Raw genomic sequence first — 22,506 nt, forward strand, 5'->3', positions numbered from 1 at the left:
TCCTTACCTAGTTGTTGAGCACGGGCGTGCGGATTCTGTCTGACTTCGACCGGTCGGTGAGCGACTTGCTGCCCCGACCCAGGGCCACCAGGCCCGACTGCACCAGCTCTCGAATGCCGTACGGACGCAGCATTTCGAGCAGCGCTTCGAGTTTGTCGGGTGAACCCGTGGCCTCGATGGTCAGCGACTCGTTCTGCACGTCGACGGTCTTGCCGCGGAACAGCTGGACGATCTCGATGATCTGGCTGCGGGTGCTCGGGTCGGCCTTCAGCTTGATCAGCACCAACTCGCGGCGCACCGACGCCTCTTCGAGTTCGACGATCTTGAGCACCTCGACCAGTTTGTTGAGCTGCTTGGTGATCTGCTCCAGAAACTGGGCGTTCTCGACGCCGACCTGCAGCGTGATGCGCGACAGCTCGGGACGCTCGGTCGGCCCGACCGCCAGCGACTCGATGTTGTAGCCGCGACGGGCGACCAGGCCCGAGATCCGCGCCAGAACACCGGGCCTGTTCTCGACCAGCACGCTGAGGGTGTGCGTCCTCACAGTCCCACCTCGCCGGTGTGGCTGGAACTCGCTTCGCTCGTGCGGATTCTCACAAGTCCCACCTCGCCGGTGTGGCTGGAACTCGCTTCGCTCGTGCAGATTCTCACAGCTCCTCATCCTCCCAGTCGGGCGCCAGGTCTTTGGCGATCTTGATGTCGTCGTTGCTGGTGCCGGCGGCGACCATCGGCCACACCATCGCGTCTTTGTGCACCACGAACTCGACCACCACCGGACGGTCGGTGATGCTCAAGGCCTTGTTGATCACCGCGTCGACCTCGGACGGGTGCTCGGCCCGCAAGCCCACCGCGCCCATGGCCTCGGCCAGCTTCGGAAAGTCGGGCACCCGCAGGGTGTTCAGGTCGGTGTTGGAGTAGCGCTGGCCGTAGAACAGCGTCTGCCACTGCCGCACCATGCCGAGGCTCTGGTTGTTGATCACTGCGATCTTGATCGGAATGCCCTCCAGCGCGCAGGTGACCAGTTCCTGGTTGGTCATCTGAAAGCAACCGTCGCCGTCGATGCCCCACACCACCGAGTCGGGCGCGCCCACCTGGGCGCCCATCGCCGCGGGCACGCAGTAGCCCATGGTGCCGGCGCCGCCGGAGTTGAGCCAGCGGCCCGGCTTCTCGAAGGGCAGCAGGTGTGCGGCCCACATCTGGTGCTGGCCCACCCCGGCGGCGTAGAAGGCGTCCGGACCGGTCAGCTCACCGATGCGCTTGATCACGTACTCGGGCGACAACATGCCCTCGTGGGTGGGCTCGGTGGGCACCCGGTACTTGTTCTTGATCGCACCGAGGTAGCGTCGCCAGGCGGTGTAGTCGGGCAGGTCGGCCCCCCGCAGCACGCCGTTGAGTTCGGTGATGACCGCCTTGACGTCGCCGACGATCGGCACGTCCGCCTGCCGATTCTTGCTGATCTCGGCCGGATCGATGTCGGCGTGAATGATCTTGGCGTTCGGGGCAAAGGTGTCGAGCTTTCCGGTCACCCTGTCGTCGAAACGAGTGCCGAGGGCGACCAGCAGGTCTGCCCGCTGCAGTGCGCCGACCGCAGCCACGGTGCCGTGCATGCCCGGCATGCCCATGTTCAGTTCGTGGCTGTCAGGCAGGGCGCCCCGCGCCATCAGCGTGGTGACCACGGGAATGTTCGTGATCTCGACCAACCGGGCGAGCTCGTCCGCCGCCTCGGCCTTGATCACTCCCCCACCGACATAGAGCACCGGACGCTCCGACTCGGCGATCAGCCGGGCCGCTTCGCGGATCTGCTTGACGTGGGGCTGGGTGACCGGATGGTAACCGGGCAGGTTGATCACCTCGGGCCAGATGAACGGGGCAGTGTTGGTCTGCGCGTCCTTGGCGATGTCGACCAGCACCGGGCCGGGCCGTCCGGTCTTGGCGATATGGAAGGCGGCGGCGATGGCGGCGGGAATGTCTTCGGCACGGGTGACCAGAAAGCTGTGCTTGGTGATCGGAAAGGTGATGCCGCGAATGTCGGCCTCTTGGAAGGCGTCGGTGCCGATGGCGGGACTGTTCACCTGGCCGGTGATCGCGACGATCGGCACCGAATCCATGTACGCGTTGGCGATGGCGGTGACCAGGTTGGTGGCTCCAGGGCCCGACGTGGCCATGCAGACCCCGACGCGGCCCGTGGCCAAGGCGTAGCCTTCGGCGGCGTGGCCGGCGCCCTGCTCGTGACGCACCAGAATGTGCCGGATCAGCTTCGACTGGCCGAGCGGATCGTAGGTCGGCAGGATCGTGCCGCCGGGGATGCCGAAGACGACCTCTACGCCGACCCGCTCCAGGGACTCGACGAGGGCCTCTGCCCCGGTCAGCATCGGTGGTGCCATGGTCTCGGACATCTCCGTCCCCTTTCTGCGGGTGGTGGTTGCGGGCTCAGACTTTGCATGAAAAAACCCTCGCTGCGTCGGCAGGCGAGGGTGCGTGTCGGTCGACTAGTCGGCTGACACGCTCACGAAAGTACGAGGTTGAAGATCCGCACGGGAACAGTGTTCGCCGCCGGGGTGATCGTGTCAACTTTCGGACCGGTGTTTCCAGCATTCGGACCGACACCTCATGGACTACGGGTGCGCGGGCCCCGGCGGAAGCCACCCCTCGTCATCCCGGCGCACGCCGGAATCTCACAACCGCAGCCGGACCCGGCACGACCAGATCCCGGCCAAGCCCGGAATGACGACAACTCCCATCGACCGTGGGTCTCAACGCGAGGTTGCGAGTGCGTTGGCGTCTGCCGAGGGCGCGGGTGACCATGGTCGAAACATCCCCGCATCGAAGGCGATCCCATGGCAGTGACGCGCACCCGCATTCTGGCCCTCGCGGTCGCCTTGACGGGCAGCGTGATGACCGCCCCCGTCACCCCGACCCAGGCCGCCGACGCAACGGTGAAACCGCTCAATGGCTACGTGGTGGTCACCGGCGCCGGCTGGGGTCACGGCAAGGGCATGTCGCAGTACGGCGCCTACGGGGCGGCCGATGCCGGGCTCAGCCACGAGAAGATTCTGGCCTTCTACTACCCCAAGACCACACTGTCGACGCTGAAGTCGGGCAACACCATCAGGGTCTGGGTGAGCGCCGACACCGACAAGATGCTCAACGTGATGCCGTCGTCGGGCCAGCGGGTGCGCGACTCGGCCGGGCACACCTACACGCTGCCGACCGGCTCGAAGTATCGCCAGTGGCGCATCAAGCGGTCGGGCTCGAAGCGGGTGCTGCAGTACCTCAACTCATCCAGCAAATGGGTGACGCGCACCACCAAACTCACCTCGTCACGAGTGTGGACGTTCGACAACCCGTCCCGGGGAATCGTGACGGTGCGACTGCCGGGGTCCGTGAGCCGCGACTACCGAGACAAGGTGGCGCTGCGCTTCTACGGCTCGGGTGCGCGCACGGTGAACACGGTGTCGATGGAGCACTACGTGCGCGGCGTGGTGCCGCGCGAGATGCCCACGTCGTGGCACAGCGAGGCGGTGCAGGCACAGGCGGTGGCGGCCCGCTCGTACGCGGCGCGTTACCAGAGCAGCCCGCAGACCTCGATCTACGACCTGTGCGACACCACCTACTGCCAGGTGTACGGCGGCCAGGACGCCGAAACCAGCGGTGGCAACTCCGCCGTCGCGGCGACCCCCAACCAGGTGCTGCGGTACGGCTCGGCGGTCGCCTTGACCATGTTCAGCTCGAGCAACGGCGGGCAGACCGCCGATGGTGGCCTGCCCTACCTGGTGGCCAAGGCCGACCCCTACGACGGACGCATGCGCAATCAGGCCTGGTCGGCGTTCCTTTCGTCGACCCGGCTGCAGCAGGCGTACCCGTCCATCGGCACGTTCAGCGGCCTTCGGGTCAGCGCCCGCGACGGCGACGGACCCTGGGGCGGGCGGGCCGACACCGTGGTGATCAGCGGCTCCAAGGGCAGCGTCACCGTGTCGGGCGGATCGTTCAAGAGCAAGTTCGGTCTGAAGGAACGCCTGTTCGGGGTGTTCGCCGGCCTCAAGCCCGGCACGGCCAACAGTGACCGCTGGCAAGACGACGAGGGCGGCACCACCGGACGCCTCGGCGCCCCGATCGCCAACGAGGTGTCGGTGGCCGGTGGGTTGTTCGCGCGGTTCGCCAAGGGCGACCTGTACTGGTCGAAGGCCACCGGTTCGCGCCTGCTGACCGGCGCGTTGGCGAAGGCCTATCGCGACGAGGGCGGCCCGAGCTCGAAGCTCGGCTTTCCGACCGCGGACGGCAAGTCGTCCGGCTCGTCCACCGTGGGCGTGTTTCAGCACGGGCGCATCACCTGCCCGTCCTCTGGCGACTGTGAGGTCGACCTGAACTGAGTCGCTGGGTCTCGACAAGCTCGACCAACGGCTACAGCTGCACGCCTTCGCGGCGGGCGGCGTCGCTGATGACGTGGGCGAGTTCGATGTCGAGCTGGGTGAGGCCGCCCGCGTCGTGGGTGGTCAACAGCCAGTGCGTCGTGCGCCAGCGAATGTCGATGTCGGGGTGGTGGTTCATGCTCTCGGCCTGGTCGGCGACCGCCGTGACGATGCGAATCGCGGCCGGAAAGTCGGGCGCCTCGATGGTGGCGACGATGGCGTCTTCGCTGCGCGACCAGCCGGGCAGTTGCTGCAGTTGCCGGGTGATCTCTTCGTCGTTGAGCAGGCGAGCCATGCCTCATTGTGCAGCATCCGCTTCAGATTCCCTGTGCGGGCCAGCGCATGACGGCCCGATCCAGAATGGGGACGGTTCCCTTTCCGGCTCAGGGGACGGTTCTCCTTCCGGCTCAGGGGACGGTTCTCCTTCCGGCTCAGGGGACGGTTCCCTTTCCGGCTCAGGGGACGGTTCTCTTTCTGGCTCACGCCATTCCGCGGCCCGGGCCCAGGGCTAGATTGCAGGGCATGGATTGCCTGTTCTGCGCCATCGCGGCCGGTGACATTCCCTCGCGCCAGGTGTATGCCGACGACGCTGCCATCGCGTTTCTCGACATCAACCCGTTCAAACGCGGGCACACCCTGGTGATTCCGCGCCGCCACGTCGACGACCTGCTGGCCCCCGACGAGGCGCTCACCGAGATCGCTCCCGCGGTCAGCGCCACCGCCCGGCTGCTCACCGAGCGGTTGGGTGCTGACGGCGTCAACCTGCTGGTCAACTCCGGTTCGGTGGCCGGCCAGGAGGTGTTTCACCTGCACGTGCACGTGGTGCCGCGGTACACCGACGACCCCGGACTGCGGGCGCTCACCGATCGCACGCCCGGCATCGATCTCGACGAGGTGGCCGCCGCCCTCACCGAATAGTGCCCCACACCACTGGCGGTCGAGCGTGGCGAGACCCTCTGGTGGCTCATGGACGGGTCTCGGCAAGCTCGACCAGCGGCGCAGCTACCGATCAGGCGGGTGTGACCATGCGCACCGGGAATCCCGCTTCGGCCAGCCCCTGCTTCACCTCGGCGATGCTCAACGTGCCGTAGTGAAACACCGACGCGGCCAACACCGCGTCGGCGCCGGCGCGAGCGGCGTCCACGAAATGCTGCACGGTGCCGGCGCCGCCCGAGGCGATCACCGGCACGTCGACCACGGCCCGCACCGCCTCGATCATCGGCAGGTCGAAGCCGCCCGTGGTGCCGTCGGCGTCCATCGAGTTGAGCAGAATCTCGCCCGATCCCCGATCGACGGCTTCTTTTACCCAGGCGATGGCGTCCAACCCTGCCGATTGACGTCCGCCGTGCGTGGTCACCCCGTAGCCGGACGGCTGCCCCGCCTCGCGGCGGGCGTCCAACGACAGCACGAGCACCTGGTTGCCGAACCGTCGGGTGATGTCGTCGATGGCCTGCGGACGGTTGATCGCGCCGGTGTTGATGCCCACCTTGTCGGCGCCGGTGCGCAGCAGCACGTCGACGTCGTCGACGCCACGCACTCCCCCGCCGACGCACAGTGGAATGAACACCGTCTCGGCGGTGCGGCGCACCATGTCGTGAGTGGTGGCACGCCCCTGCGACGACGCCGAGATGTCGAGAAACGTCAACTCGTCGGCACCCTGGGCGCCGTAGGCGGCGGCCAGTTCGACCGGATCGCCGGCATCGCGCAGGTTGAGAAAGTTGACGCCTTTCACCACCCGTCCGTCATGCACATCGAGGCAGGGAATCACCCGGATCGCGACGCTCATGTGGTCAGGCTAGTGGCCTATCGCGTGACCGCGATCGTGACCCGACGGTTGAGCGCCCGCCCCTTGGCCGTTTCATTGGACGCCACCGGGCGGCTCTCGCCGTAGCCCTTGACCGCCTGGGTCAGGTTGGGCAGGCGCGTTGCCAGGCCGGCACGGACGGCCTCGGCCCGACGCAGTGACAACCCCCGGTTGTACGCCGCCGTGCCTTTGCTGTCGGTGTACCCGGCGACGCGCACCGTCGTGGCACCGAGCTCTTTCAACCGCGCCGCGGCCCGGTCGAGGGCGGCGGACGCCTTGCTGTTCAGCGTGGCCTTGTTGTAGGCGAAGAACACGTCGGCCTTCAAAGTGATCACCGTGCCCTCTTCGGTGACCGACCCGTCGAGGTTGGCGGTGGGAAACGTGAGGTCACGCACCTCGCCCTCGATCGGCAGGGCCATTGCCTCGGCCACCACCGGCGAGGTGGACGGGTCGGGGCTCGTTGTCTCTGCGGTTGCCGGCTTCGGGCCGATCAGGGCCCAGGCCATCAGGGTGGCAATGACGGCGGCGGCCAATACGCGCGATATCAACCGTCGAACTCGCCGAATGGCTTGCAGATCACTGCTCGCGCGTGCCGAAATCACCAACCGTGAAGGTCTCGACAAGCTGTGAGAGTTGGTGGTGGCTGGCCTGGGGCTAGCTGGCAGGGTGGTGGGACCGGTTGTTCGTGTGCGGGTCGTGACCCTTCGACAAGCTGACCGTCCGCAATTGTGCGGGGTGTCTTGGTCGAGATCTGTCCGGCTCGTGCACGGAGAACCGGCCGACCATCCCGGCCCACTCGTTGGCCTGATAGAAGCCCGTCCCACCGCTTTGGCGGGGTGACCGATCACAGTAACGCCACGGGTGACTCTTTCCCCGGGATGGCCGCGCCGGTTCGACCGGCTCGATGCCCAACATCCCGAAAACAGGAGGCTCAGACACCGATGGCCATCGTTGCAGATACCTACACCTATGTGGTGGGTGTGGACACCCACGCCGCCACTCATCATTACGCGATCGTGGAGACCCGTAGCGGCGGCCAGATCACCCACGGGAAGTTCCCCACCCATGCCGCGGGCTTGTTGCGGGCCGTGGATTGGATCAGCCGCCGCACCAGTGTTGACGACAACCCAGCTGTCGACCAGGTGCTGATCAGCATGGAAGGCACCGGCAGTTACGGCGCCCAGGCAGCCGAGCTGCTCGCCGCACGCGGTTACCGGGTCGTCGACGCACCCTCGCCGAAACGGGCTCGTGGCAGCGGCAAGAACGACCACATCGATGCCCTGGTCGCTGCCCGCGGCGCGTTACCCAAGGACAGCGAACGGCTCGCCGACCGACGCGCCGGCCATACCCGTGCCGCGCTGCAGATCCTGCTCACCGCCCGCGACAGCATGCGACGCGACCGGACCCGTTCCAAGAACCAGCTCACCGCGCTGCTACGCACCCACAACCTCGACATCGATGCCCGCAAGGGAATCAACAAGGTCCACATCAGCCTCATTGCGGGCTGGCGCAAGCGGCCCACCGACACCACCCTGGCCCGGATCGCCCGCACCGAAGCGCACCGCCTCGCCACCCGCATCCACACCCTGGACGCCGACCTCGACAGCAACGAGAAAGCCATCAACGCCCTCGTGCGTGAACTCGAACCAACCCTGCTCGACCTGCCCGGCCTCGGACCCATCAACGCCGCCATTGTGCTCGCCGTCTGGTCTCACCCCGGCCGCATCCATGACGAAGCCGGCTTCGCCAAGATCGGCGGCGTCTGCCCCCTGGAGATCTCCTCGGGCAACTCCAAGGATCATCGCCTCAACCGCACCGGCGACCGACAACTCAACTCAGCCCTGAACTCCATCGCGAACACCCGCATGCGACACGACGAAACCACCAAGGCCTACGTCAAGAAACGCAAACAGCAAGGCCAAACCAAACCCCGAATCCGACGCTGCCTCAAGCGCTACATCGCCCGCCAAATCTTCCGACACCTCAACACGACCACCCTTGACAAGACATAGAAGCGTCTCGACCAGCGTCCGCGCTTCATCGTTGAACCGGAACGTCGGTGAACGTGCCCGCCCCTGGAATGGAGACCCCGACTGTGGCGACCCCTTCGGGAACGGCCTTGAACGTGGCCGAGAACACCATCGACCCGCCAGGTTGGAGGGTCACGTTGGTGTCGAGCACCGTGCAGACGCACACGCCCTGCGAATCGCGGGCGGGCAGGTAGCGCTGCTTGTTGACTGCATCGATCAGATAGACCCCGTCGGAAGCGCCCCCGTCGCCGGGTACCCCTGTGCTCGAGCCCGGCACCGTAGCCCCCTGTCCGTCGGTGAAGATGCCGTCGCCGAGAATGGTGGTGACGATCAGGCCATCGTCGGAGGTGTTGGTGAGGGTCCAGGTCAGGGTGCTCACCCCGCCGGAGACGACCAGTTGATTGACGGCAACAGTGGCTGAGGCACTGCTGTAGCTCGTGGTGCGGCTGGCCAGAACCGGCAACTCGGTGGGTGTCGGTCTGGGCGCCTCGGTGGTGGGTGCCGCTGCAGCCGTGGTGGGTGATTCGGTTGTCGAGCTTTGGGGTTGGGTTGGGCCGATGGTGCAGGCGGCGCAGGTGAGCAGAACGATCAGGCCGGCGATGAGACGCATGGGGGGCGGGCTCCTTTCGAGTTGCCACACGCTAACCGCTGCCGCTGCCTCACCAGCGCGTCAGACCGGGGTTATCCACAGGCTCGCCGAAATTCGTCGCCGACTCATCCGGTGACGGTGATCGTGACCCGACGGTTCAGGGCCCGGCCTTTCGCGGTCTTGTTGGTGGCCACCGGACGGCTCTCGCCGTAGGCCTTGATGACGCCCGTCAGCCCGTCCAGGCGCTGTTCGAGGCCCGCGAGCACGGCCTTGGCCCGCCGCTGCGACAACGGCTGTTGTAGGCGGCGGTGCCTTTGCTGTCGGTGTAGCCGCTGACCCTGACGGTGGTGGCCTGCAGCTCGGTCACTCGTGCCGCGGCCCGGTCGAGCGCAGCCTTGGCCTTGGCGTTGAGGGTGGCCTTGTTGTAGGCGAAGAACACGTCGGCCCGCAGGGTGATCACCTTGCCGTCTTCGGTCACTGAGCCGTCGACGCTGGCTTGCGGAAACTCGATGGTCAGTACCCGGGCGTCGAATGGCAGCACCGGAAAGCTCACCGCCGTGCTGGGGTCGACCGGCTCGGTGGTCGGGTCGGCGTGCGCGGTACCTCCCGGTCCACGACCAGGGCGACCACCACGGCGGCGGTGGCGAGAACCCTCATCGCTGAACCTGAACCTCACGGAACGTACCTGCGCGCGGAATCACCACGTCGATGGTGGTGACGCCGTCGGGCAGCGCCTTGAACACGGCGTCGAACGACTGCGACGCGCCCGGCCGCACGAAGACGCTGGACGGGGCGTAGGTGCACACGCAGCGGCCCTCTGAGTCGCGGGGACGCTCGCCGGCCTTGGCGTCATCGTCGTTGCGCAGGGTCCAGGTGATGCTGGTCACCCCGTCGCCAACGATCACCTGGTTGAGCATGATCGTGGCCGGGATCTCGCTGAAGTTGACCGACTTCGACGCGAGCACCGGCAGGGCCTCGGCCGAGGGCGACTCAGTTGGTTGCTCAGTCGCTGCGACCGTGTGGCCGGTCGGTGGCACTCGGCGGCGCGGTGGACGGGCTCGTGCCGGGCACGGTGCACCCCGAGGCGGTGAGCAGAACGGTGAGGAGGGCAACAACGGTGAGCGACGTCCGGCGCATGACGGCTCCTCAAGGGGGCTGGGACACGGTGCCGTCCACCACCTAGTAGGCGATGCGAGGGACAAACCTCGTCGAGCCCGCAGGCCGCCTGGTGGATCGGGAACCGTTCTCCAACCGGCAAGGGGACGGTTCTCCAACCGGCAAGGGGACGGTTCTCCAACCGGCAAGGGGACGGTTCTCCAACCGGCAAGGGGACGGTTCTCCAACCGGCAAGGGGACGGTTCTCCAACCGGCAAGGGGACGGTTCTCCAACCGGCAAGGGGACGGTTCTCCAACCGGGAAGGGGACGGTTCTCCAACCGGGAAGGGGACGGTTCTCCAACCGTTGGAGAACCGTCCCCTGACCGACGAGAGAACCGTCCCCCAACCGGCTGAGACCGTCCCCATGGCTGCGGACGCGCGAAGTGCGGTTCAGTCTTCCATGGGGGCGGCGTCCACCACGCCGCGGCGCACCCTGTCGACCACCTCGCGCGCGGTGTCTCGCAGCGCCCCAGGTCCGGCGGCCTGGGCCACCTGACCGGCGAAGTCGACCACCTGGCGAGCCCAACGGACGAAGTCGCCTGCGGTAAGGCCCGAATCGTCCAGCACGTCGCCGAGCGGCTGCCCGGACGCCCACGCGAAGACCGGTTCGGCGAAGCCGATGTCTGGTTCGGGGCCACGTTCGAGCCGATGGTCGCGTTCGGTCAGCCCGACCTGCCGCCAGATGCTGCGCAGCGCGGTCTGCGCCTGCTCGCTGGCCCGGTCGGGCATGCGGGGCGGACGGCGCTTCTCACCACCCCGCGCCTCGAAGATGAGCGTCGACAACACCGCCGCCAACTGTGGCGCACTCAGTCCGTCGAACACACCGGCGCGGATGCACTCGGCACTCACCAGATCGAGTTCGGCATAAATGCGGGCCAGCATGCGTCCGGCGTCGGTGACCTCATCGCCCCCGTCGGTGAGGTAGCCGAGCGATTCGAGCACCGAGCAGATGCGGTCGAACTTCACCGCGATCGTGTTGGTGCGCCTATCGGCCTGGCGTTGCAGCCCCTCGTTGTCACGCTCCAGCCGCAGCGCCTGCTCGGCCCACCGGGCGTGATTCTCGCGGTCGGGGCAGGCGTGGCACGGGTGCGCCTTGAGTTGCCGGCGCAGTTCCGCGATGCGGTCGGCGACCTCGCCGTCCATCGCCGAGGGCTGATAGCGAGGGGCCGACAGATCGATCTCGGCCAGCTTCGACCGGAACGCCGCCGACAGGTTGCGCCTGGACGCCGGTTGCCGGGGGTCGAAGTGCTTGGGCACGCGCATCCGTCCGGCCACGATCGGCGGGGTCGGAAAGTCGACCAACGAGAGCCGCTTGAGCTGCCGCTCCTCGGTCATCACCATCGGGTGCGGATCGCCCTTGGCCAACCCCGGATCGACCACCACCGCCCAGCCGGTGTGCCGTCCGGCGGGCACCTTGAGTATGTCGCCGGGTTTCAGTTCGAGCAGCACGCTCATCGCCTCGGCCCGGCGGTCGGCTCTGCGGCTGCGCGCCGCTTCGGCCTCCAGGCCCGAGATCTCGGCGCGCAACCGGGCGTACTCGGCGAAGTCACCCTGGTCGCACGCAGCCTGGGCCAGATAGCCCTCGATGCGTTCGTTGTTGCGGGCGATCGTGCGGGCCAGGCCCACCACCCCGCGATCGGACTGGTACTGCGCGAACGACTGCTCCAGCAGCACCCGGGCGCGCTCGCGGCCGACCGCGCCGACCAGGTTGACCGCCATGTTGTACGTGGGGGCGAACGACGACCGCAGCGGGTAGGTGCGGGTCGAGGCCAGCCCGGCGACGCCGCGCGGGTCCATGCCGGTCTGCCAGAGCACCACGGCGTGGCCCTCGACGTCGATACCGCGGCGTCCGGCCCGTCCGGTGAGCTGGGTGTACTCCCCCGGCGTGATCGGCGCGTGGCTCTCGCCGTTGTACTTGACCAGCCGCTCGAGCACCACCGAGCGGGCCGGCATGTTGATGCCCAGGGCCAAGGTTTCGGTGGCGAACACCACCTTCACCAGGCCGCGCACGAACGCCTCTTCGACGGCCTCTTTGAAGGCGGGCAACAGCCCGGCGTGGTGGGCGGCGATGCCGTGGCGAAAGGCGTCCAGAAAGTGGCCGTAGTCGAGGGCGTCCAAGTCGGACGGGCTGAGCCCCTCGGTGTGCTCCGCCGCGATCTGTTCGAGTTCGCGCCGCTCGCTCGCGTTCGTCAGCCGGATTCCCGAGTGCATCAGTTGGCCGACCGCGGCGTCACACCCGGCGCGGCTGAAGATGAAGAAGATGGCCGGCAGCAGGGCTTCGGCATCGAGTCGTTCGACGGTGGCGTCGCGCCTGGGCACCAGGGACGAGCGGGGGTTGCGTTTGGCGATCTCGTTGCGCACCCGTCGTCCACGCAGCTTGCGGGAGTCGTCGCGCACGCCGCGGGATTCCTCTTTGGCCAGGCGGAGCAGCTCGGGGTTGACGTCGACGTGCCCGGCGGGGATCGCCTTGGCGGTGGGGGCCTCGTCGGCGAACAGGTCGTAGAGGCGGCGTCCGGCCATGACGTGCTGAAACAGGGGCACCGGACGGCGTTCGGACACCACGATCCGGACGTCGCCGCGCACCTCGTCGAGCCAGGCGCCGAACTCTTCGGCGTTGCTGACCGTGGCCGACAGCGACACCACCTGGACGGACTCGGCCAAGCCGATGATCACCTCCTCCCACACCGCGCCGCGGAAGCGGTCGGCGAGGTAGTGCACCTCGTCCATCACCACGAAGCCGAGGCCGTTCAGGGTGCGCGAGTTGGCATAGAGCATGTTGCGCAGCACCTCGGTGGTCATCACCACCACGGGCGCCTCGCCGTTGATGGTGGTGTCGCCCGTCAGCAGACCGACGTTGTCGGCACCGTGACGGTCGACCAGATCGTGAAACTTCTGATTGCTCAGCGCCTTGATCGGGGTGGTGTAGAAGCACTTGGTGCCCCGGTTCAGCGCCAGAAAGACCGCGAACTCACCAACGACCGTCTTGCCGGATCCCGTGGGCGCGGCCACGAGCACGCCGGACCCCGCCTCGACGTGCCGGCAGGCCTCGACCTGAAACGGGTCGAGCGGAAAGTCGTACCCGGCGGCGAAGGCCGCCAGGGTGGTGTCGGTCTCGCTGGTCATCGCGGCCAACCTACCGCGGGCGAGGCGGCCCGGCGATCAAGAAGGCGGCTCCCCGTTTTCACGGAACGGTTCCCACGGTTCACGGGACGTTCACGATTCACGGGACGGTTCCCACGGTTCACGGAACCGAGAATCGGTCACCAGGTGCTCAGCCGAGCACGGTGAGTGCGTTCGGCACGGTCCGGACGGTCAGGGGCACGTCACCCAGCAACTCGCCGTCGCCGCTGCCGATCAGGCCGTCGCCGTCGACGATCACCTCGCGCGCCCGCAATTGCTCGACCGCGGGGTGCCGCACGAACCGGCCCGAATACAGCGAGGGCAGCAGCCGCAGCAGCACGGCCCGCGAGACGGGGTGGATCACGGTGAGATCGAGCAGCCCGTCGGTGACGCTGGCGCCGGGGCCGGCCCGCATGCCGCCGCCGAAGAACTCCGCGTTGGCCACGAACACCGCCATGGCCGGCAGGCCGCGCCGCTCACCGTCGATGGTGAGCCGATAGGCCAACGGGCTGAAGGTGCGCAGCTCGGCCAAGGCCGACCACGCGTACGCCAGTGGCCCGATCGACACCGTCATCGCCGCGGTGCGCAGCGCCACCCTGGAGTCGAAACCGGACGACACCACGCAGCCCACCCAGCGCTCCGCGCCGTCCGGTTTGGTCACATGAGCGAGATCGACGCTGTGCGTGAGGCCGCGGGCCAGCGCCTTCACCGCGTCGCGAATCTGCAGCGGCAACCCGAGCCCACGGCAGAGATCGTTGCCGGTACCCGCTGGCAGCACACCCAGCGGTACCCCGGTGCCCGCGCAGGCGTTGACGCCCAGATGCGCCATTCCGTCCCCGCCCATCACCAGCACGGTCGCGGCGTCGGCGACGGCCTGCCGGCAGGCGGACTCGGCGTGCTCGACGTCCCGCGACTCGACGATGGTCAACTCGGTGCCGGGCAGCGCCTCACGCAGCGCTGCGCTGACGGTGGGCACCAGGCGTCCGGCCCGGCCTCGTCCGGCAGTGGGGTTCACCACCAGGGCGCAGCGGCCGGCGACCGCGCTCACGAACTGGCCACGAGCTCGTCGGCCAGCCGCTTGGCCTTGCGTTTGTCGTTGAGATGGCAGATGAACTCGGCGGCCAGGAAGAGCAGGCTCATCGGAATCGCGAGGGCCAGCATCGAGAACGGGTCTGTCGAGGGGGTGGCCGCTGCGCCGAACACGAAGGTGCCGAAGATCACGTAGAGGCGCGCCTTCTTGAGTTGCTGCGCCTTGAGCACGCCGACCAGGTTGGCGCCGACCACGACCACGGGCATCAAGAACCCGAGGCCGAAGACCAGCATCAACTGCAGCATGAGTTCGAGGAACTTGTCGATCTCGATCAGGTTGGTGATCGGCACCGACTCGGGCGTGAACGACATCAGCACCGAAATGCCCTGCGGCAGGATCAGATAACCGACCGCGACGCCGGCCAGAAACAGCGGCAGCGCCGTGCCCACGAACATGAGCGCCCAGCGTTTTTCGTGCGAGAGCAACGCGGGCACGATGTAGGCCCAGATCTGGTACAGCCAGACCGGCGAGGCGATGATCAGCCCCCCGACCCCGCAGATCTTCATGGCCAGGGTGAGCGGAGTGGTGACGCCCGACAGCACCATCTGAGTGCTCAGCTCGGGGTTGGTCTGGCTCAGAATCTCTTTGGCCTGCAACCAGGGTTGGGTCATGAACGTGTAGACCTGGTTGTAGAAGATGGCGATCACGATCATGCCCACCACGATGAACACCATCGAGAACAGCACCCGGTAGCGCAGTTCACGCAGGTGATCGCCGAGGGACATCACCCCGTCCGGCGAAGCGGGAGGCGGTTTGAGCCACCCGAGGCTGAAGCGTCGGGCCACGTCGGATCAGGCCTGCTGGCCCTTGTCCTTCGGCTCGGGGACGATCTCGCCCTCGTGCACGATGCCCTCAGGCTCAGGCTGAGCCGGAGGCGCCTCGACAGCGGGCGGGTCGGTCTTCTTCAACGACGACGTTTCTTCTTTGAACTCGCGGATCGCCTTGCCGGCGTTCTTGCCGGCACTGGCCAGCCGGCTGCCGCCGAAGACGAGTAGGGCGATGATGGCGAGGATGACCCATTCCATGCCCCCGGGCAGGCCGAACATGTCTGTGCGCTCCTTTGGTTGCGGTGACTCCGCGAGTCTACTCAGTGATCGGGAAGCTGAACTTGCGACACCAGCGCCGCCAGTTCCTCGGCCCGTTTGCCCAACATCTGCAGTTCGCTGAACAGGTCGGACGCCTTGTGCGCCAGCCACACCGCGTACGAGGCGACGGTGATCAGTCCAGCCAGCGCGATACCGCCGAAGATGAGCACCCAGACCATGAGGTGAGACTAACCGATCAAACGGGCGGGCGCTTGCCGCGGTTCGCGGACGCCGGCGGGAACGCCCCCTCAACAGTAGGGGGACGGTTCTACGACGTTTGGAGAACCGTCCCCCAACCAGTTGGAGAACCGTCCCCGTCTGGTTGGAGAACCGTCCCCTTTGCTGGTTGAAGAACCGTCCCCTCACCAGTCGGAGAACCGTCCCCCTGCTGGTCGGAGAACCGTCCCCTCACCAGTTGGAGAACTGTCCCCCTGCTGGTCGGAGAACCGTCCCCTCACCAGTCGGAGAACCGTCCCCTTCTGGTTGGAGACCGTCCCTTGGACCCGCTACTCGGTCGGGAGCGCCTGGTACAGCCCCAAGGCCTCGGACGCCGCCGCCCGTGCCGAATCGGCCGCCGTGGGCGGGTCGACCGCCAGCACGTCGGGGCCGAGACGCAGCAGCAACGCCCGAAGCCACGCCGGGTCGGCCACCAGCAGCTCGATGCGCCAACCCCCACGGGCTGCGGTGATCGATCGCACCGGGTAGTACTCCGCGATCCAGCGGGCGTGGTCGGTGACCGTGATGCTGACCAGAGCGGCTTCGGCCCGCACCTCGAGCCAACCCGCGTCGAACGGGGGCGGCTCGCCATGGTCGGCCACGCCACCGTCCGCATCGTCGACGGCGGTGACCCGGTCGAGCCGAAACGTACGCCAGTCGCTGCGGTCACGGCTCCACGCTTCGAGGTACACGAAGCCGTCCCTCACCGTCAGTCGGTGTGGTTCGACCACCGGACGGGTGGTTTCGGCCCTGGTCAGGCCGTCATAGGTGAGTCGTACCGCCGCACCGTCCGCGATCGCCGCAGCAAGCCGGTCGCGCACCCCACCCTCGGACGTGGCGACCGCGAACTCCACCCGCCGGCTCTCTTGAGCCCCCGCAACCGTCGACAGCTTGGCCAGCGCCGAGTCGACGGCATCGCCGGCCTCTCCACCGGCCACCTCACGGACGGCACGCAACGCCACGATCAGGCTGGTCACCTCGTCGATGGTGAAGCGCATCGGCCTCGACAGGTACTCGGCGTTGGTCAGCCGAATGCGGCCGTGGGACTGCACGGCGTCCATGTCGATGTCGATCAGGTCGCCGGGCAGACCACCGGGTAGGCCGACGAACCACAACACCTCAAGATCGGCCAGCAATCGCCGAGGCGTCACCCCGAAGGCGGCCGCCGTCTCGGCCAGGTCGGCATCGGGGTGTGCCTGCAGGTACGGCACCAGCGCCAGCAACCGCGACACCTGTTCGACCGACGTGCTCATCGGCCACCCCCGGCGATCGTGGTGAGCCGCTCGATCACCTGGCGGCGCAGTTCCAGCGGTTCAAGCACCAGCACGGCCGCTCCGTAACCGCACAACTCGGCGACGAAGTCGCCCTCTTGCCGGTAGGGCACCCGCCATGCGCTGAAGCCGGACGGCAGTCCGTCCGGCCTGTCCACCCGCTCACCACGGCGGCGCAGGTCGGGTGCCTGATCACCCCGCACGGCGACCACCGCCGAGGTGTCGGCGGGCGCCGGTTCGAGTGACCGGGTCAACTGGGCCAGATCGACGTCGGGCAGTTCGTAGGCACCCGGCCTGCCCACCGGCCGCGGTTCGCCTTCGAGCCGGGCCACCTTGAACATGCGGGGCGCCTGCCGGGTGCGGTCGAGGCCGAGCAGGTACCACGAGCCGCGCCGGTAGGTCAGAATCCACGGTTCGACCTCGCGCGGCAGCCCGCGGTAGCCGAACGCAACCACAGTGCGGGTCATGGTCGCCTGCCACAGGGGCTCGAACGCTGCCTCTTTGGCGCCGATGCTGGGGCTCAACCCGCTCAGTCTGGACGCGTCGGGGTCGACCCCCGCAGCACGCAGCTTGGCCAGGGCGCTGACGGTGTGTTCGGCCAGGGTCGCCGTGCCCCACACCTGGCTGGCCAGGCCGAGCGCGGTCGCCTCGGCGGCGGTGAAGTCGATGGGCGGCAGTTCGAAGTCCTGGCGGCGAATGCGGTAGCCGATCTCGTCGGGAAATAGCGTCGAGTTGCTGCCCGCCTCGACCGGCACGCCCATGGCTCGCAGGTCGTCCTTGTCGCGCTCGAAGGTGCGTTCGAAGGCGGCGTCCGACAGGCCCCCGTAGCCCTCGACCACCTCGCGCAGGTGATTCTTGTCGAGAAACCGGCGAGCCAGCAGCAGGCAGATGGCGAGGTTCATGATGCGCTCTGACTTGCGTGGCGCCATCGATCCTCCTGCCCGTGCGACGACTCGTCACGAAGGTATCACCGGCTCGCTGACGAAAAGTGCGCGCCAGTGCGCGGCCGAGACCGCGACACGCCGTGGGTTCGATCACTGGCGCGCACCTTTCGGCGGCGACCCGGGTTGCCCGGCCAGTACGCAACAATCGACGGCATGGCCGGCCGGTTCGCTCCCTCGCCCACGTCGCCGCTGCACCTGGGCAACCTGCGCACCGCCCTGGTGGCCTGGCTGGCCGCCCGCAGCTCGGGGCGCAAGATGCTGTTGCGCATCGAAGACCTCGACCAGCAGAGGGTGTCCGCGGCGCCTGCGGTGGCCAACGCGCAGATCGCCGACCTGCAGTCGCTGGGGCTCGACTTCGACGGCGACGTGGTGTGGCAATCGAGTCGCCTGCAGCGCTACGCCGCGGCTGTGGCCGGCCTGCCCACCTACGAGTGCTTCTGCACGCGGCGCGAGATCGCCGAGGCGGCGTCCGCTCCGCATGGCGATGGCTATCGGCCCTACCCCAGCACCTGCGCCCACCTGAGCGACGCCGAGCGGGCCGAGCGCCGCGAGACGCGTCCGCCGGCCCTGCGGGTGCGGGCCGAGGGCGCCGTCGAGACGGTCACCGACGGGCTGGCCGGTCAGGTCACCGGGGTCGTGGACGACTTCGTGGTGGTGCGCAGCGACGGCGTGCCCGCCTACAACCTGGCCGTGGTGGTCGACGACGTCGCCCAGGGTGTCGACCAGGTGGTGCGTGGCGACGACCTGCTGAGCTCGTCACCCCGGCAGGCGTGGCTCACCCGGCGGCTGGGTGGTTCGGTCGCGCAGTACCTGCACGTGCCGCTGGTGGTGAACGCCGACGGACGGCGGCTGGCCAAGCGCGACCGCTCGGTGACCCTGGCCGACCTGGCCGCCGATGGCGTGAGCCCCGACCGGGTGCTGACCGGGCTCGCGCGATCACTAGGGCTGGCTGGCGCGACCGAATCGGTGACCCCGGCTCAACTGGTCAACCGTTTCGACGCCAGGGCGCTACCGCGAGAACAGTGGGCGGTGCCGAGCGACGCCACCGGCTGGAGCTGACACCGGAATCGCTGGGTGGATCTCGACGAGCTCGATCGACGGACATCAGCCGATTGAGCTTGTCGAAACCCCTCACCACAAGGCGGTCTCGGCACGCTCGAACAACCCCTGAGATCTCGACGAGCTCGATCGACGGACATCAGCCGATTGAGCTTGTCGAAACCCCTCACCACAAGGCGGTCTCGGCACGCTCGAACAACCCCTGAGATCTCGACAGCTCCATCGCGGACGATGCGTTGGTCGAGCATGTCGAGACCCGTTCGGCTACTTGCGCATCCATTCATCGATGGCGTAATCGGTGCGCCCATCGGCGGCGGTGAAGTCGGTCCACACGTACACCCGCAGGTAGGTGATGCCGCTGTACACATAGGTCTTCACCCAGACGTACTTGGTGGCCCAGCTGTGGGTGTAGATGGCGCGCTGCCAGCCGTCCGACATCGCGGTGGCTCGTTTGGTGCCCCAGTCGCAGTCGGTCGGCGAGCACTTTCCGAAAGGACGCAGGGTGAAGTAGGTCTCGCCGCCGGTGCAGTGCCCGCTGGTGTCGCACACGCGCACGTCACCGCAGACGAACCCGACGTTGACGCGGGTGACCGAGTTGGCGGCGGTGTTGATGTTGCGCCAGTTGCCCATCATGGCCGGCGTGCTGCACAGCGCATGGGCGGGTGCGGCGGTGGCGATGGTCGCGCCGACTGCCCCGGCCATGGCGATCGTCATGGCGAGCAGCAGCCTGATCAGCTTGTTTCGGGTGGTGGTCACCTGAGGTACCCCCTTGCATCACGGACGCCCGGGGTTAGGCGTCTCTCGATGCAGAAGATGACGGACGCACCTTCGCCGATACCGCGGCAGACTACGCACTCCTACCACCCATGTCTGATGGGCATTCGCGAGCCGCAGCCGAACCCCGTGACCAGCCCGAACGGGCGTCGCCGGCCTAGCCCTGGGCGGCGGCGTACAGAATGTCGACCACGTACACCAGGGTGTCGCCCGCCGTGACCGGCGGATTGTTGCTGCCCTGCGGGTAGTTGTACTCGGGCGGCAGCACCAGCAGCACCCGCTGACCGACCCGCTTGCCCACCAGGCCCTTCTGCCAGCCGGGAATGGTGCTCGACAGCTTGCCGCCGTCGACGTCGGCGAACTTGTCTTCGATCACCTTGCCGGTCTTCCACGACACGCCGAGGTAGTGCACGGCGATGATGTCGTTGGCCGTGACTTTGTTGCCCGTGCCCTCGGTGAGCGGCTGCGCGATCAGCTTGGTCGGCGGGTCGGTGTTGGGCAGGGTGATGACCGGTTTGCCGTCTTTCGCGGTGACGGTGGGCAGCCCTGCGGGTGGGGTGATGGCCTTGCCGGTGGGGCCGGTGAGCACCGTCTCGACGATGTCGACCACGAAGATCAGCGTGTCGCCGACCTCGATGCCGGCCTGAGCGCTGCCCCCCTGGCTGTCATAGCCGTCTGAACCCGGCATGGCGACCAGCACGCGGGTGCCGACCTTCTTGCCTTCGAGAGCGATCTTGAAACCGGGCACCACCTGATCGAGGGCGAAGAGGGTGGTCTGCGAACCGAAGTTGCCGTCGAACACCTTGCCGGTGCGTCCGTTGACGCCCTGGTAGTGCACGAACACGTACGCGGGGTTGGCCACCGGGCCGTTGCCCTCGGTCATCACCTTCACCCGGGTCTTGTCGATCGCCCAGGGCGCCTTGACCGTGATGGTCGGTTTTTCGCCGAACTTGGGGTTCTTCACCGTGATGTCGCCGAGGCTGTTGGACGGCTTGATCGTCGAGCTCGGCGTGGCGCTGGGTGACGCAGAGGGCGAGGTCGAAGCCGACGGCGTGGCGTCGGTCGGCGAGGCCGAAGGAGTCGCGGACGAGCCGCACGCGGCGAGGATCAACAGCGTGGCGGCGCAAGCGACCGCCTGCGCGGCACGGGACACGGCGAAAGGCACCCCCCGACTGTAGTCGACCCCGCCCAGTGACCCTGACCGCGTCACGGATTCGGGCTGGGCAGCGGGATCTCATCCGCTGCACCGACTGTCGTCCTCCCGGCGGACGCCGGGATCTCACGCATCGCGTCAAGACAAGAGGCGTTCGTCTGCTGACCTGACTACGGGGTGTGCGACCTACCCAGGGCCCGCAACCAGAGATCCCGGCGTTCGCCGGGATGACTCGGAGGGTGCAATCCGCGACCCCGGCGTCCGCAGGGATGACGATGCCGCGGGACACGCGATCTGCGATCCCGGCGTCCGCAGGGATGACGATGCGGGACACGCGATCTGAGATCCCGGCGTTCGCCGGCATGACGGATGTCGCGTCCGCTGAGGATGCAGCGGTGAAGGTCAGTGCGCGGGTGCCGTCCACGACGATGACAGGGCGCGCAGCAGGTCGTCGACGCGCTCATCGACGACCGCGAGGGGGTCGGTGAGCCGGACGGTTCGATCGTCACGTGTGCCATCGGGCTGGGGCAGGTCGTGTGCGGTGAACTGCGACCAGTCGACGCTGTAGCGGCGCTGTTCCGCCTGGGCTGTGCGAATGAGCCGCCCACGCAGCACCGCCCGGGTGTCATGTGGCGGCGCTGCCAGGGCTCGCTCCACGGCGTCGGACGAGGTCAGCCGGGTGGCTGCGCCCCGAGCCTCCAGCAGTCGGAACAGGCCACGGGGGCGTCCGGTGTCGTCGGTGGTGATGTCGTGAAACGCGAGGTCGACCTGGGCGAGTCGACGGTCGTCCGAGGCCAGCCCGCGGGTCTCGGCGTAGCGGCGCAGCAACGCTCTCTTGGTGACCCACTCGACCTCGCCGTCGAGGTCGTCGTCGCGGCCCTCGGCCAAAGCGGTGAGCACGCGGCGCCAGTCGGCGGCGACCGGGCGCTCGCCGGCCAGGGCCAGGTATTCGGCCTGCACGTCCAGCGCGCCGATGGTGCGGCCCGAGGTGAGCCGCAGCACTGCCCGGGGGTCGCGCGCCACAGCGCGCAGCGAGCCGGCCACGTCGTCGAGTTCGAGAGCAGGCAGCGCATCACCCCTGGTCAGGGCGTCTTCGATGGCGTCCAGCACGGCGAGCAGGCTGCCCACCTTCAAGGCCGCGGAGGGCTCACTCAGGTTCGAGTCACCCGAAATGACGTGCAGCCGGCGAAACCGGCGCGGGTCGGCCAGCGGCTCGTCACGGGTGTTGATCAGCGGCCTGCTGCGGGTGGTCATCGACGACAGCTCGTCGTGCAGCACCTCGGCGCGTTGGCTGATCGAGAAGCCGTCGGGGCTCCAGCGGCCGCTGCCGCACACCACCTGCCGGGTCACCAGGAACGGGGTCAGCACGGTGGCCAGCGCGGGCAGGTCGAGCGCGCGGTCGATCAGGTAGTTCTCGTGGCAGCCGTAGGAGTTGCCGTGGCTGTCGACGTTGTTCTTGAACAGCCGCAGTTCGACCGGCTCGCCCTGCTCGGCCGCGTCGGCCTCGGCCCGGCGGGCCAGTCGCGCCACCAGTTCGTCACCGGCCCGCTCGTGCACCAGCAGGTCGTCCACCGTCGCGCACTCGGCGGTGGCGTATTCGGGGTGTGAGCCGACGTCGAGGTAGAGCCGTCCACCGTTGCGCAGAAACACGTTCGAACTGGCGTGTTCACGTTCGATCGGGGTGAACAGCCATTGGGCGGCCTCTCCACCGCTGAGCCGGGTGTCGCGAGCGCCGGCGCGCCGGCCGACCAGGCCGTACTCGGTTTCGACCCCGAAGACGCGTCGGGCGCGCTGAGGTGTCACGG

24 protein-coding genes are annotated in these 22,506 nt (G+C 68.0%); 4 read left to right on the plus strand and 20 right to left on the minus strand.

Annotated features, from left to right (window positions below):
* Positions 1 to 7: 7 nt before the first annotated feature.
* Entirely contained in the window at positions 8 to 544 is a 537-nt protein-coding gene (gene ilvN / locus MPLG2_RS07780) for an acetolactate synthase small subunit (protein ID WP_105185636.1), read from the minus strand.
* Positions 545 to 647: 103 nt separating this feature from the next.
* Positions 648 to 2,396, minus strand: a complete 1,749-nt coding sequence (locus MPLG2_RS07785) for an acetolactate synthase large subunit (RefSeq protein ID WP_105185637.1) — start codon at positions 2,394 to 2,396, stop codon at positions 648 to 650.
* A 441-nt stretch (positions 2,397 to 2,837) separates the two neighbouring features.
* Here MPLG2_RS07785 and MPLG2_RS07790 point away from each other — a divergent pair, with 441 nt between their 5' ends.
* Positions 2,838 to 4,370: a SpoIID/LytB domain-containing protein gene (locus MPLG2_RS07790; protein WP_105185638.1), complete on the plus strand. Its 1,533-nt coding sequence runs from the start codon at positions 2,838 to 2,840 to the stop codon at positions 4,368 to 4,370.
* Between the two features lie 31 nt (positions 4,371 to 4,401).
* On the opposite strand, the gene MPLG2_RS07795 is transcribed toward MPLG2_RS07790, so the two are convergent.
* Entirely contained in the window at positions 4,402 to 4,704 is a 303-nt protein-coding gene (locus MPLG2_RS07795) for a 4a-hydroxytetrahydrobiopterin dehydratase (protein ID WP_105185639.1), read from the minus strand.
* A gap of 227 nt (positions 4,705 to 4,931) precedes the next feature.
* Between MPLG2_RS07795 and MPLG2_RS07805 the strand changes: the two genes are divergently transcribed.
* Positions 4,932 to 5,327 (plus strand): HIT family protein, encoded by a 396-nt coding sequence (locus tag MPLG2_RS07805; protein ID WP_105185640.1) that lies wholly within the window; start codon positions 4,932 to 4,934, stop codon positions 5,325 to 5,327.
* 91 nt (positions 5,328 to 5,418) lie between these two features.
* Here the strand turns inward: MPLG2_RS07805 and hisF are convergent, their stop codons facing one another.
* Complete coding sequence (gene hisF / locus MPLG2_RS07810) at positions 5,419 to 6,195, minus strand: imidazole glycerol phosphate synthase subunit HisF (protein ID WP_105185641.1); 777 nt, start codon at positions 6,193 to 6,195, stop codon at positions 5,419 to 5,421.
* A gap of 17 nt (positions 6,196 to 6,212) precedes the next feature.
* On the minus strand, positions 6,213 to 6,719 hold the full coding sequence (locus tag MPLG2_RS18410; protein WP_158680965.1) for an OmpA family protein: 507 nt from the start codon (positions 6,717 to 6,719) through the stop codon (positions 6,213 to 6,215).
* Between the two features lie 435 nt (positions 6,720 to 7,154).
* On the opposite strand from MPLG2_RS18410, the gene MPLG2_RS07820 reads away from it, so the two are divergent.
* Positions 7,155 to 8,225, plus strand: a complete 1,071-nt coding sequence (locus MPLG2_RS07820) for an IS110 family RNA-guided transposase (RefSeq protein ID WP_158680754.1) — start codon at positions 7,155 to 7,157, stop codon at positions 8,223 to 8,225.
* A gap of 25 nt (positions 8,226 to 8,250) precedes the next feature.
* Here MPLG2_RS07820 and MPLG2_RS07825 read toward each other — a convergent pair whose 3' ends face one another.
* From MPLG2_RS07825 to MPLG2_RS07865, 12 genes are all read right to left on the minus strand, one after another.
* On the minus strand, positions 8,251 to 8,853 hold the full coding sequence (locus MPLG2_RS07825) for a hypothetical protein (RefSeq protein WP_105185642.1): 603 nt from the start codon (positions 8,851 to 8,853) through the stop codon (positions 8,251 to 8,253).
* Positions 8,854 to 8,957: 104 nt separating this feature from the next.
* Entirely contained in the window at positions 8,958 to 9,122 is a 165-nt protein-coding gene (locus MPLG2_RS18735) for an OmpA family protein (protein ID WP_162497163.1), read from the minus strand.
* The gene (locus MPLG2_RS07830) at positions 9,062 to 9,373 is read right to left on the minus strand and encodes an OmpA family protein (protein ID WP_158680966.1); all 312 of its coding nucleotides are present in this window, start codon (positions 9,371 to 9,373) and stop codon (positions 9,062 to 9,064) included. Before MPLG2_RS07830 ends, MPLG2_RS18735 begins: the two co-directional genes overlap by 61 nt.
* 112 nt (positions 9,374 to 9,485) lie before the next feature.
* Positions 9,486 to 9,797, minus strand: coding sequence for a hypothetical protein (locus MPLG2_RS07835; protein WP_158680968.1), 312 nt, complete (start codon positions 9,795 to 9,797; stop codon positions 9,486 to 9,488).
* Positions 9,798 to 9,834: 37 nt separating this feature from the next.
* Positions 9,835 to 9,969, minus strand: a complete 135-nt coding sequence (locus MPLG2_RS19650; RefSeq protein ID WP_269459176.1) for a hypothetical protein — start codon at positions 9,967 to 9,969, stop codon at positions 9,835 to 9,837.
* Between the two features lie 410 nt (positions 9,970 to 10,379).
* Positions 10,380 to 13,112 (minus strand): DEAD/DEAH box helicase, encoded by a 2,733-nt coding sequence (locus MPLG2_RS07840; protein WP_105185645.1) that lies wholly within the window; start codon positions 13,110 to 13,112, stop codon positions 10,380 to 10,382.
* A gap of 148 nt (positions 13,113 to 13,260) precedes the next feature.
* Entirely contained in the window at positions 13,261 to 14,157 is an 897-nt protein-coding gene (locus tag MPLG2_RS07845; RefSeq protein WP_105185646.1) for a diacylglycerol/lipid kinase family protein, read from the minus strand.
* Complete coding sequence (gene tatC / locus MPLG2_RS07850) at positions 14,154 to 14,924, minus strand: twin-arginine translocase subunit TatC (protein WP_105185647.1); 771 nt, start codon at positions 14,922 to 14,924, stop codon at positions 14,154 to 14,156. Before tatC ends, MPLG2_RS07845 begins: the two co-directional genes overlap by 4 nt.
* Positions 14,925 to 14,990: 66 nt before the next feature.
* Positions 14,991 to 15,245 (minus strand): Sec-independent protein translocase subunit TatA/TatB, encoded by a 255-nt coding sequence (locus tag MPLG2_RS07855; RefSeq protein WP_105185648.1) that lies wholly within the window; start codon positions 15,243 to 15,245, stop codon positions 14,991 to 14,993.
* 41 nt (positions 15,246 to 15,286) lie between these two features.
* Positions 15,287 to 15,463: a hypothetical protein gene (locus MPLG2_RS18415; RefSeq protein ID WP_158680969.1), complete on the minus strand. Its 177-nt coding sequence runs from the start codon at positions 15,461 to 15,463 to the stop codon at positions 15,287 to 15,289.
* 327 nt (positions 15,464 to 15,790) lie between these two features.
* Positions 15,791 to 16,753, minus strand: coding sequence for a WYL domain-containing transcriptional regulator (locus tag MPLG2_RS07860; protein ID WP_105185649.1), 963 nt, complete (start codon positions 16,751 to 16,753; stop codon positions 15,791 to 15,793).
* Positions 16,750 to 17,700, minus strand: a complete 951-nt coding sequence (locus MPLG2_RS07865; protein WP_105185650.1) for a helix-turn-helix transcriptional regulator — start codon at positions 17,698 to 17,700, stop codon at positions 16,750 to 16,752. The genes MPLG2_RS07860 and MPLG2_RS07865 overlap by 4 nt, the downstream gene beginning before the upstream one ends.
* A gap of 168 nt (positions 17,701 to 17,868) precedes the next feature.
* Here MPLG2_RS07865 and gluQRS point away from each other — a divergent pair, with 168 nt between their 5' ends.
* The gene (gluQRS, locus tag MPLG2_RS07870) at positions 17,869 to 18,774 is read left to right on the plus strand and encodes a tRNA glutamyl-Q(34) synthetase GluQRS (RefSeq protein WP_105185651.1); all 906 of its coding nucleotides are present in this window, start codon (positions 17,869 to 17,871) and stop codon (positions 18,772 to 18,774) included.
* Positions 18,775 to 19,038: 264 nt separating this feature from the next.
* Here the strand turns inward: gluQRS and MPLG2_RS07875 are convergent, their stop codons facing one another.
* The 3 genes from MPLG2_RS07875 to MPLG2_RS07890 form a co-directional block, all read right to left on the minus strand.
* On the minus strand, positions 19,039 to 19,530 hold the full coding sequence (locus tag MPLG2_RS07875; protein ID WP_105185652.1) for a hypothetical protein: 492 nt from the start codon (positions 19,528 to 19,530) through the stop codon (positions 19,039 to 19,041).
* A gap of 175 nt (positions 19,531 to 19,705) precedes the next feature.
* A complete protein-coding gene (locus MPLG2_RS07880; RefSeq protein WP_158680970.1) occupies positions 19,706 to 20,713 on the minus strand; it encodes an FKBP-type peptidyl-prolyl cis-trans isomerase in 1,008 nt (335 codons plus the stop codon).
* Between the two features lie 390 nt (positions 20,714 to 21,103).
* Positions 21,104 to 22,504: a proteasome accessory factor PafA2 family protein gene (locus tag MPLG2_RS07890; protein ID WP_105185655.1), complete on the minus strand. Its 1,401-nt coding sequence runs from the start codon at positions 22,502 to 22,504 to the stop codon at positions 21,104 to 21,106.
* Between the last annotated feature and the right edge of the window lie 2 nt (positions 22,505 to 22,506).

Origin of the sequence: Micropruina glycogenica (assembly GCF_900289045.1) — a bacterium.
Lineage (GTDB): Bacteria > Actinomycetota > Actinomycetes > Propionibacteriales > Propionibacteriaceae > Micropruina > Micropruina glycogenica.

Excerpts from the sequence above, each read along its gene's own strand:
- MPLG2_RS07785 (WP_105185637.1), bottom strand. The coding sequence starts at position 2,396 with ATGTCCGAGACCATGGCACCACCGATGCTGACCGGGGCAGAGGCCCTC.
- MPLG2_RS07790 (WP_105185638.1), top strand. The coding sequence starts at position 2,838 with ATGGCAGTGACGCGCACCCGCATTCTGGCCCTCGCGGTCGCCTTGACG.
- MPLG2_RS07795 (WP_105185639.1), bottom strand. The coding sequence starts at position 4,704 with ATGGCTCGCCTGCTCAACGACGAAGAGATCACCCGGCAACTGCAGCAA.
- MPLG2_RS07805 (WP_105185640.1), top strand. The coding sequence starts at position 4,932 with ATGGATTGCCTGTTCTGCGCCATCGCGGCCGGTGACATTCCCTCGCGC.
- hisF (WP_105185641.1), bottom strand. The coding sequence starts at position 6,195 with ATGAGCGTCGCGATCCGGGTGATTCCCTGCCTCGATGTGCATGACGGA.
- MPLG2_RS18410 (WP_158680965.1), bottom strand. The coding sequence starts at position 6,719 with ATGGCCTGGGCCCTGATCGGCCCGAAGCCGGCAACCGCAGAGACAACG.
- MPLG2_RS07820 (WP_158680754.1), top strand. The coding sequence starts at position 7,155 with ATGGCCATCGTTGCAGATACCTACACCTATGTGGTGGGTGTGGACACC.
- MPLG2_RS07825 (WP_105185642.1), bottom strand. The coding sequence starts at position 8,853 with ATGCGTCTCATCGCCGGCCTGATCGTTCTGCTCACCTGCGCCGCCTGC.
- MPLG2_RS19650 (WP_269459176.1), bottom strand. The coding sequence starts at position 9,969 with ATGCGCCGGACGTCGCTCACCGTTGTTGCCCTCCTCACCGTTCTGCTC.
- MPLG2_RS07840 (WP_105185645.1), bottom strand. The coding sequence starts at position 13,112 with ATGACCAGCGAGACCGACACCACCCTGGCGGCCTTCGCCGCCGGGTAC.
- tatC (WP_105185647.1), bottom strand. The coding sequence starts at position 14,924 with ATGTCCCTCGGCGATCACCTGCGTGAACTGCGCTACCGGGTGCTGTTC.
- MPLG2_RS07855 (WP_105185648.1), bottom strand. The coding sequence starts at position 15,245 with ATGTTCGGCCTGCCCGGGGGCATGGAATGGGTCATCCTCGCCATCATC.
- MPLG2_RS18415 (WP_158680969.1), bottom strand. The coding sequence starts at position 15,463 with ATGGTCTGGGTGCTCATCTTCGGCGGTATCGCGCTGGCTGGACTGATC.
- MPLG2_RS07860 (WP_105185649.1), bottom strand. The coding sequence starts at position 16,753 with ATGAGCACGTCGGTCGAACAGGTGTCGCGGTTGCTGGCGCTGGTGCCG.
- MPLG2_RS07865 (WP_105185650.1), bottom strand. The coding sequence starts at position 17,700 with ATGGCGCCACGCAAGTCAGAGCGCATCATGAACCTCGCCATCTGCCTG.
- gluQRS (WP_105185651.1), top strand. The coding sequence starts at position 17,869 with ATGGCCGGCCGGTTCGCTCCCTCGCCCACGTCGCCGCTGCACCTGGGC.